The sequence below is a fragment of the Halomonas sp. 3A7M genome (assembly GCF_014897875.1).
Lineage (GTDB): Bacteria > Pseudomonadota > Gammaproteobacteria > Pseudomonadales > Halomonadaceae > Vreelandella.
The window spans coordinates 19,218-27,660 of the sequence record NZ_JABUZD010000159.1; the positions used below are offsets into that span (position 1 = coordinate 19,218).

At 48.9% G+C, this 8,443-nt stretch carries 9 protein-coding genes; 7 read left to right on the forward strand and 2 right to left on the reverse strand.

Going from position 1 to position 8,443, the window contains the following annotated elements:
* Positions 1-29: 29 nt before the first annotated feature.
* The 6 genes from INT19_RS13820 to INT19_RS13845 all read left to right on the forward strand — a co-directional run bounded on the left by INT19_RS13820 (position 30) and on the right by INT19_RS13845 (position 6,129).
* Positions 30-356 carry a hypothetical protein gene (locus INT19_RS13820; protein WP_141239978.1) on the forward strand — a complete coding sequence of 109 codons (327 nt, stop codon included), beginning with the start codon at positions 30-32 and terminating at the stop codon, positions 354-356.
* A complete protein-coding gene (locus INT19_RS13825) occupies positions 356-3,241 on the forward strand; it encodes a DUF1761 domain-containing protein (protein ID WP_193061198.1) in 2,886 nt (961 codons plus the stop codon). The genes INT19_RS13820 and INT19_RS13825 overlap by 1 nt, the downstream gene beginning before the upstream one ends.
* Complete coding sequence (locus INT19_RS13830; RefSeq protein WP_193061200.1) at positions 3,238-4,170, forward strand: hypothetical protein; 933 nt, start codon at positions 3,238-3,240, stop codon at positions 4,168-4,170. Before INT19_RS13825 ends, INT19_RS13830 begins: the two co-directional genes overlap by 4 nt.
* Positions 4,171-5,019 (forward strand): hypothetical protein, encoded by an 849-nt coding sequence (locus INT19_RS13835; protein ID WP_193061202.1) that lies wholly within the window; start codon positions 4,171-4,173, stop codon positions 5,017-5,019. It begins immediately after the preceding gene.
* Between the two features lie 23 nt (positions 5,020-5,042).
* The gene (locus tag INT19_RS13840; protein ID WP_193061203.1) at positions 5,043-5,570 is read left to right on the forward strand and encodes a hypothetical protein; all 528 of its coding nucleotides are present in this window, start codon (positions 5,043-5,045) and stop codon (positions 5,568-5,570) included.
* A gap of 352 nt (positions 5,571-5,922) precedes the next feature.
* Positions 5,923-6,129 (forward strand): cold-shock protein, encoded by a 207-nt coding sequence (locus tag INT19_RS13845; RefSeq protein WP_038478993.1) that lies wholly within the window; start codon positions 5,923-5,925, stop codon positions 6,127-6,129.
* A 135-nt stretch (positions 6,130-6,264) separates the two neighbouring features.
* Here the strand turns inward: INT19_RS13845 and INT19_RS13850 are convergent, their stop codons facing one another.
* Positions 6,265-6,675, reverse strand: coding sequence for a GNAT family N-acetyltransferase (locus INT19_RS13850; RefSeq protein WP_038486363.1), 411 nt, complete (start codon positions 6,673-6,675; stop codon positions 6,265-6,267).
* Positions 6,676-7,005: 330 nt separating this feature from the next.
* Here INT19_RS13850 and INT19_RS13855 point away from each other — a divergent pair, with 330 nt between their 5' ends.
* Entirely contained in the window at positions 7,006-7,902 is an 897-nt protein-coding gene (locus INT19_RS13855; RefSeq protein ID WP_193061205.1) for a LysR family transcriptional regulator, read from the forward strand.
* A gap of 12 nt (positions 7,903-7,914) precedes the next feature.
* On the opposite strand, the gene INT19_RS13860 is transcribed toward INT19_RS13855, so the two are convergent.
* The gene (locus INT19_RS13860) at positions 7,915-8,439 is read right to left on the reverse strand and encodes an AbgT family transporter (RefSeq protein WP_319022196.1); all 525 of its coding nucleotides are present in this window, start codon (positions 8,437-8,439) and stop codon (positions 7,915-7,917) included.
* Between the last annotated feature and the right edge of the window lie 4 nt (positions 8,440-8,443).

Consider the following 8,443-nt stretch of genomic DNA (forward strand, 5'->3'; position numbering starts at 1 on the left):
ATTATAGCCAGCCAGTTTATGCAGATAGCTTGGATGATTTCGCTGCACAGCTGTTATGTCGTGATGAAGCTGATTGTCCCTCCTCGCAAAGCGCAGTACCCCGAACCCCCTTAGTCATCGAAGGCACCGTTCTGCCTGATGATGCTGCCCGTGGCGTTGATGAAGAACAGGCCTTTTTTATTCAACAGGGCGCTTATTTGAATCAAACGGGCGCCTTGGTATCGCTTGAAGGCAGCGCTATCGTTGTAACGCTGCCAGAGCGAGGCCAATTAAAAACGGGTAGCGGAACAGCAGTAGTAACAGCGCCGCTATCTGCTCCTGTCATTATCACTATACCGAGCGAAAAAAGAGAATAATGCGTCACTACCTGAAAAATGGGAGGGTTTGGCTTTGGCTACTCTTCGTACTCAATATTGCCTACTTAGTTTATGAGTTAGCGTTTAACAGCCGCTTGGTGGATGCATCGGTTGCCCGCTTATCGAGCGGTGATATTAGAGCGCTGGAATTAGAGGGGCGGATACTGTCGGGTATCGGACTTAGCTTGCTGCTACTACGCCTGATCACATTAAAAAATAAGCCAACCAAGTTGTTTATAAAGCAGGTGACGCTGGCGATTGCCATTGGCTTCCCGGTCATGTTTTTTGGTCAGCGCATCTTAGTTGACGTATTGATTGATCGCACTTCTGCCGAGCAGCGCATGGATGCTCAGCATCTTCTGCTGATGAAACGGGGTCTTGCCACTAACTCACTGCAGTTGGAAGGTATTGCGTTTGATGAAGAAGATCTCGATTCACCTCATACGCGTAGCTTTCTTTCTGTATTAGGGCTGATGACGTTTGTCTCTCCCGCCTTTGTTGATGATCTCAAGGCAGAGGCAGAGCGTATTATCCATCAAGTGGCGACAAATGAAGCGAGTAAGGAGCTACCTGAAAGCTACCAAGGCTATGAAACGCTACAAGAGTCTACTCGTGGTGCATGGGACGCGTATAAAACGATTTCGGATAATTATTGGGCGGCCCAGCAAGAGATCTCCAGCTACGCTGAGCAAGCGTGGCTAGATGTGCAAGAAGACCTGTTAAGCCAATGGCGAAATAACCAAGTAGAAGGAAGCGAAGAGGCTTTCACTCGCCAGGTGCTGACCCTACAGCGCAGTTTGGCAACCTATTTTAATGCCCGACAGCAGTGTGAAAGTGGCCGTTTTAGAAATGAATGTGTTGTTCGAGTTGAAGAGATTTATCGTAAAGAAGTAGTCGACAATTTAGGGCACTATATTGCCCCTACAGATTGGTGCTATGCCCCCGAAGTAGTGACCCAAAATGTCCGTCGTGGCAATCGTTTCGTTACTGAGCAGCGAACCGTTCAGCGCTGTGAAGACCTCTCTTACGAGCATTTGAATGGGAAGCTAGCCACCGTTTTAGGTGCGCCTGCTTCTTACGAACACTTCGTGGCGAGTGATGACGTTGCTGCTCAGGTAAGGCAAGCAATGCTGGCGCAGGGTATTGAGCTACCCAGTGATTGGCGCGCGAATGACCGGGAGGGATTTCTTGAGGCGATTATTGCAGAGCAGTCTCACGAGATAGGCGAGCAAGCAGATCAGTCCATGCAGCAACATTTAGGTGCATCGCTACCACTTGATTTGAATGCCGACGCCTTTATTGCCTCTCAGCCAATTCAGGATCAACTACACGAGGCGTTACAACCGCGTGATGAGCAGATGGTCATCACGTTAGACCTGACGCCAGAGCAGTTCAGAGACCAGGTGCTGTTACCGCACTATTTAGCGTATGCCGAAGCGGAGCGTCAGCGGTTATATGATGACGCTCAACTGCTCGCGAATGGTCAGCCTAGAGAAGAAGAGGGTAAACAGTACGTTCGAGCACTTATTGTGCCACCGATTGCGATGGGCTTTTCACTGTTTTTTGCGTTAGTGAATGCGATTGGTTTGGCCGCAAGTATTCCTGTTCTCATGGGTTCCAGACATCGCTGGTTACCCCACGCGATCAAAGTGGGTGGGTTGGTGATTATTGTAACGGTGCCTATGTTGAGTAGTGCGGCGGTGACGCAAACTCCAACGTACCGTTATTTTAACGAAGAATTTCAGCGCTCAATGACTACGGGGGGCGCGTTATTTGCCACCTGGGTAATCCACACTCAGCCGGTGATCTATTCGTTAGGGCGCTTCGCTGCTTACCTTGCGCCTCCATTGGTAAGCGGGCATTCCAACGCGATAGAGCGTCTTGAAAGTGATAACCAGGAAAGTGAAGCAACAACATCTGGCTCTGTTGAACAAGCTGCGGTAGAAAGGCCAGTTGAGTTATCGGCTTCTCCTTATTCTCTCTCTCCCTATTCTCCCTCTGCCGCCGAAGAAAACAGCACTCATGTGGCTTTGCCAGAGAACGAGAGGCCGTTAGGTGTGATGCATCTAGACGTCTCAACGCCGCTAGAAAGCCAACTAGCCACACTGCATGAAAACATGCCCCATCACGCGGCACTTATTGATGTCCAGCAGCTCAGTGACGGCAACTGGGCGATCCATCGTTCTCCGGTGATCACTGGCGAAGGTACCTGCCTTACCAATTTCTCAAGAGCGATGGATATTAGTCGAGTAAATAGTCTTCAGTGGCGAGCCGCCAGGCATGGCGACTGTGGTAGCGACGCGATTGCGAAACGCCCCGTTAGTATTCCTCTTGCAACTGATTTTGCTCGTGTTATCCAGCGAAATGAAGATGGCATCGCGTTATGGGTGCATTTCCAACCTACGCTCTTGGGCGAAGTTAATTGTCATGCAGTACGTCGTGAGGCCGACCAAATTGCTGATGTGCTAGGGGGCCATCGGTTTACCGCTGCCGCCAGTACGCCACAGGTACTTAGCTGTTTTGCGCGGCATGAACGTCAGTATGGCCTTGCTTATTTCGGGCCTGAGTATGGAGAGCCCCAAGCAGAAGGGGATAGCCAGCTTCGTCGTATGAGCTTGGCAGACGTTCAGCGCCTGCGTGAGCGCGCCAGGGGTGTCGGCTATCGTCCTCAAGCCTTAACGCTATCGGAAGCAGCGTTGGAAGGCATTCAGGGCGTTCTGACCAAGGGAGACTGGCTAGTGGTTCATCAGAGCCACACCAATACAGGCGTATTCACCTTTTCACAAACTCACGACTTACGCTATGGCGTTTTTGGGGCGAGACAACTGCCAGCCAGCACGGCAGGCCAAACACTAGACGTGATAGTGACAAGGAACCACGAATGATCATGAAAAAAGCGCTGAAATGGGCGGGAGCCATCGCGGTAGGGGTAACAACATTCTCTGCTGCGCATGCTAACGATTTGGTGGTCGAATCCTTCGCACAATCAGCATTAACGGAAGAGCAAAAGCAAGCGTGGCAATATTACATTGCCCAAGAAAGTGCTCAATATGGTTGCCAGTATGGCGATGATATTCGTTTGCAGGAAGACCCTCGAGGAACTTTGCAGGCGTTAGCCAATGGCGACGATATGGACCCTCTCCAGGTGACGTTACGTACTTTTCTATTTGCCGGGGAGAACGTTCAAACGCTGTTAGCGCGCAATATGGTGATCGCGAGCATGGAATGTAACCCTGTCTATTACTTTGATGGGGAGCTAATTGGCCATCCGGTACTGCCCTTTGAAGAGCATCTCGACATCTTGCTTTCTAAGTTAAGGCAAACACCAGAGTTAAGTGCGCACATGGAATTTTTGCGCGGTACCAAAGCAGCGGCGATTGATGCGCGTTGGTTCTGGGCGTTTTATCTATTAGATGGCGACCACTATCGGTTATTAGGCCAGAACGTTGACACTATTCAACAAGTCGCGCGCATGTTTGTCGGCAGCTTAGGCAACGTGATGGAAGAAAACGCGTTTTGGTTGATATACGACAATGTGTTTAGCCAGGGTATCTACGTTGAAAATACCAACGAGTGCCAAGGTGAGCAGGCCGAGCCTAATGCCAACATTGTGGTTGATAAAAACATTGCCTGGGAAATGGTTGAAGCCTTTTACCGAGAAGAAGGTATTTCAAGCCGGGGCAGTTGGCGGCCAGCCGTTCAGCAAGAGGGAGATGGCTATCAATTGGCTGAATCAACCACCATTGAAGACCCCATCAACCCCTATTTTAATGTCAGTCGCCGCGTCACTATAAAGCCACAGGAGTGCCAGTAAATGTATTTTAAGGCCCTATTTACCGCCGGGGTAATATCGCTGTTTTCACTGCCCGCCAGTGCATTCGCCCAGGTTGCTTGCCAAGACGATGAGCGGCTCTATTCATTTGCTGACTATATCGATCAACGGCAGGCAGGCACGTCTGAGCCTTTGCAGTTAACCGTGGCAACATTTTTAAACCTGACGCCAAGGGCGAGGGAAGTGATCGGTGACAATCTGCGCTTACTCGATAGTGAGTGTCGCCCAATGCAAGTCAGCCAAGGTGAGCCGCCATTTAGAATCGAAATGCCCTTCTCGACACTATATATGGGCTTTTATGATGCCGTCCTAAGAGGTGATGAAAGGACGCAGCAAATCCTGCTCAATAGCTTTCGTGCTGAGCCTGTCGATCCTATGGAGTTCATTAGTTACTTTACGGTGATTGATAGCGGCAACGAAGAGCTGATGGAGCGCTTAGCCAGAAGTGCGGGAATTAATATTCACACGGCTTCTTGTGACGCTGAAACAAAGTACCTGCACTTCGCTGATCTGTTTGTACGTTTTGGTGGAAGCGTTTACGGTGAACATGGAAAAGCTTGGATTGTATCCGGTGGCCAACCCCAAGTTACTTCTGTTGATGCAAATTTGAGCCAGGAGTATACAAGTTTAGCTGGGAGGCGCTGTGGCGTTTCAAAAAACTCCGTGTTATCCGTAGCTGAAGCGGCGGGTGCGATCACCTTTGATTTAGGAAATCGTGCTGTTGATCATTGGTGGCATGGAGATAAATTACGTAATTTCTACACAGAAAAACATACGCAATGGCTTGAGCTAGGAGCCCCCGATGCCGTGCCTGCCAGCTTGTTCGATTAAATATAAATTAAAAAGGGAACTAGATGAAACGCACCTATAAGCCAGTGTTTGCCGCAGTTTTCGGCTGCGCGCTTTTCTATGGAACTGCTGCGTCAGGCTCAACAGTAGATTGGACGCCCTTACTTGCGTCGTGGGAAGACGGTTGTGCCCAATCTGAGGAGTGGAGCGAACTACGCCGTAATCTGGTGACTTACCCAGATGGCTCTCTCTACCCGGAGGTTAACGAGATTGTTCTGCCGACTGTTTATAAAGAAGTTCTTGGAGAAATAGATTTCTTTGAGCGCAACCGAGATTATAGCGGCTACCGTTTAGCAGCAAAAAACGGTGAGTACTACGGCCTGCCAGTTGAAAGCTTCGTTTTTTATCTTGGAAACTCAAACGGCATTAGCGTGCTTTTGGTTGAGTTTTCAGCGCCTATTGACGAAGTGCAGGAAAGGCTTTCAAGCGTTGATTATTCCTTGGTGAACCATGACAGCGGCCCCTATCAGGCGCAGTTGATTACTGACGAAGAAGCGGGAAAAGCCATGCTGATGTGCGATTTAAGCGTTTGAAGAAGATTTTTTAAAATTGTTTTAAAAGAATGGCTGGCTATATGCCAGCCAATAAGTTTGTAAGTTGCTGTAATGAATGTTTTAAATCCTCAATATATGATTAAGCTTTATTTTATGTTCAGGATAAACACCTCAATATAGAGGCTGTTGTTACCTTATTTAGCTCTTTTTGGTATTAGCTGTTGACGTAAGTAATATAGAAGCGCAGACTGATTGCAGTTGTTTAGCAAGTCGAACGTTGTCAGCAGTATCGAAGCATTTTAGCGTTGAGCCTGGTGAAAGTCTCTTGTTCTACCCTCTGTAACTCGGGTATTTCCCCGGCATTAATTTCGCTAAATCGAGGATTTCGATCATGGCAACTGGTACCGTAAAGTGGTTTAACGACACTAAAGGCTTCGGCTTTATTTCTCCTGAAGTTAGCGGCGACGATCTGTTCGCACACTTCTCCGAAATTCAAGCAGAAGGCTTTAAATCCCTGCAAGACGGTCAGAAGGTTTCTTTTGACGTCACTCAGGGCCAAAAAGGCCTTCAAGCTTCTAATATCAAGGTTGTGGAATAAACTCCCTACCGAGATATTAGCTACCGGCTAAGTCGGTAAGCTTAAAAACCCCGCCGTGTGCGGGGTTTTCGCGTTTGTTTATAGAGTAGTCTAAAGAGAATATGCTGAGTTATTAACCGTTATCTTATGAGGGGGCTAAAATTCCAGGCTTAGTCTAAGCATATCTTTGTGCTGAATTCCATTTTCAATGATAGGCTCAGGGTAGTTCTTCAAGAAAAAATCTTTATCAATACAATTAACCCTAAAGCCCTGCCGTTGGTAGAAGGTCAGTTGATAGCCGAATGTACCCGTTCCTACCTCTAAGCGTTGCGCACCAGATGCCTTTACTTTTTCGATAACATGCCTGAGAAGTTGTGTACCAACACCGTTCTGTTGAACCGATGGTGAAACGGCAATGTTCATCAATTCCAGTGCTCCCTCAGAAATCGGCTTGATAACACAAACTCCAACTACCGAACCCTTGGCACAGGCGATGAAGCATCTTGATTGATATAGGTAGCTTTTGATGGCTTCTTCGCAGGGATCCGCTAAAAGAAGTAGCTCCATTGGCACCTCAGAGGGTGTTATCTCAGCTATTTGCAACGATGCATGCTCCTATCGCATTCAGAGTAATTTTCATTCTACTCTTTGTGTCCATGTTCCATGTCTTTATGTGAGCGTGTGGGTGATTTTTTGACTCAATAAGGTTTTAGGGCACACGTTCTGGCTTAGATAGGCACGCATGGTCTGCCACTATAAAATCACATTATTTATATTTCGAAAGTAGCATAAAAAAGATGGGAGCAAGCTGCCTTAGATAGGGGCATTTTGTTGCTATTGGTTTGAAAAAGCTGGTGTGCGAGCTCATCGGCACGAGGTTATTCACACGAGATCATCATGACCCTACTGGATAAACGTGCGTTTTACTTATTTGAGGTAAGCAGTTGCGGTGGCATTCGTGCGGCGGCGGAGCATCTGCATATCAATCCCTCTGTGGTAAGCCGCCAAGTACGTGGGTTGGAGAGAGAATTGGGCATGGCGTTGTTGGAGCGTCAAGGGCGGCATGTGACGTTGACCGAAGCAGGCCAATTGGTAGTGGAAGGATTTCTTGCTCAGTGGCGGTTGAATTCAGAGCTGGGAGATACGCTGTCTCGGTTACGCAATTTACAGTCGGGGAAGGTGGTAGTCTCGGTAGGTGATGGCTTTGTGGATAGCTTTATCAACCACGTGATGCGCCGTGTTTCCGAGCATTATCCCGACGTGCTGATCGAGATTAAAACAGGGATTTATTACCCCCGAGAACCCCATGAGATGGTGGCCAGCGACGAGGTGGATATTGCTATTACCTACGGCCCCATTTCAGACCCACGGTTAGTAGTGCACTCTTTTGAGCGGGGGCCGTTGTGCGCGCTGGTAGCACCATCCCACCGGCTTGCCCGCCAAGATAGCGTGTCGGTCACGGAGTTATTACAGCACAAATTGATTTTTTTACCGGATGCCTCGGGCTCGCAGCAGTTCGTGAATGCGCTATTTGGTGCTGCCGGGCAGTTGGCTACGCCTGCCTATCGTTGCAACCTGCATTCGGTGTCTCGAAGGTTGGCATGTGCGGGGATTGGCGTGTCGTTTATGACGGCTGCTGCTGCACGCAGCGAAGTAAACGCTGGTTTGCTGAAGGCGATTCCCATTGACCACCCTATGGCCGCTAGTAGCCAAGGCAATTTGGTGCGTAGAGTCGGCAGAAGGCTTTCGCCCGCTGCCGACTATTTGTGGAAGTTAATGATGGCGATGCAGTGACGTACTGAAGTATCAGTTAGCCATCATGTATACGCCTGGGCCAATTGGCCAGCCCATGGCCAGCCAGAACATCAAAAACGCTGACCAGGCGAGCAAAAAGCCTATGGCTAACGGCAGCATGGTGGCTATCAACGTGCCTAGCCCCATATCTGGCTTATAGCGCTGCATATACACCAGTGCTACCGAAAAATATGGGCTCATAGGGGAGATGATGTTCGTGCTGGAATCGCCTATGCGGAACATTGCCAATACAAAAGCTGGATCGAAGTCGATCATCATCAGCATCGGCACGAATACCGGGGCCATTAATGCCCACTGAGCGGAGCCGCTGGTCATAAAGACGTTCAGCACTGCGCTCATCGCAATAAACGCGCCTACTAGCGGTAGCCCGGTAAATCCGGTGCTTTGCAGAATATTGGAGCCTTCAATAGCAATAAATTGCCCCAATTCTGACCAGCGGAAATAAGCAATAAACTGCGAAATGGCAAAGAACAGTACTAGCCTGGATTTCTCATAGTACCTCAGCCAGTACCGCACTCAG

Coding starts and splice junctions, on each gene's coding strand:
- INT19_RS13825 (WP_193061198.1), top strand. CDS start 356: ATGCGTCACTACCTGAAAAATGGGAGGGTTTGGCTTTGGCTACTCTTC.
- INT19_RS13855 (WP_193061205.1), top strand. CDS start 7,006: ATGACCCTACTGGATAAACGTGCGTTTTACTTATTTGAGGTAAGCAGT.
- INT19_RS13840 (WP_193061203.1), top strand. CDS start 5,043: ATGAAACGCACCTATAAGCCAGTGTTTGCCGCAGTTTTCGGCTGCGCG.
- INT19_RS13850 (WP_038486363.1), bottom strand. CDS start 6,675: ATGGAGCTACTTCTTTTAGCGGATCCCTGCGAAGAAGCCATCAAAAGC.
- INT19_RS13845 (WP_038478993.1), top strand. CDS start 5,923: ATGGCAACTGGTACCGTAAAGTGGTTTAACGACACTAAAGGCTTCGGC.
- INT19_RS13830 (WP_193061200.1), top strand. CDS start 3,238: ATGATCATGAAAAAAGCGCTGAAATGGGCGGGAGCCATCGCGGTAGGG.
- INT19_RS13835 (WP_193061202.1), top strand. CDS start 4,171: ATGTATTTTAAGGCCCTATTTACCGCCGGGGTAATATCGCTGTTTTCA.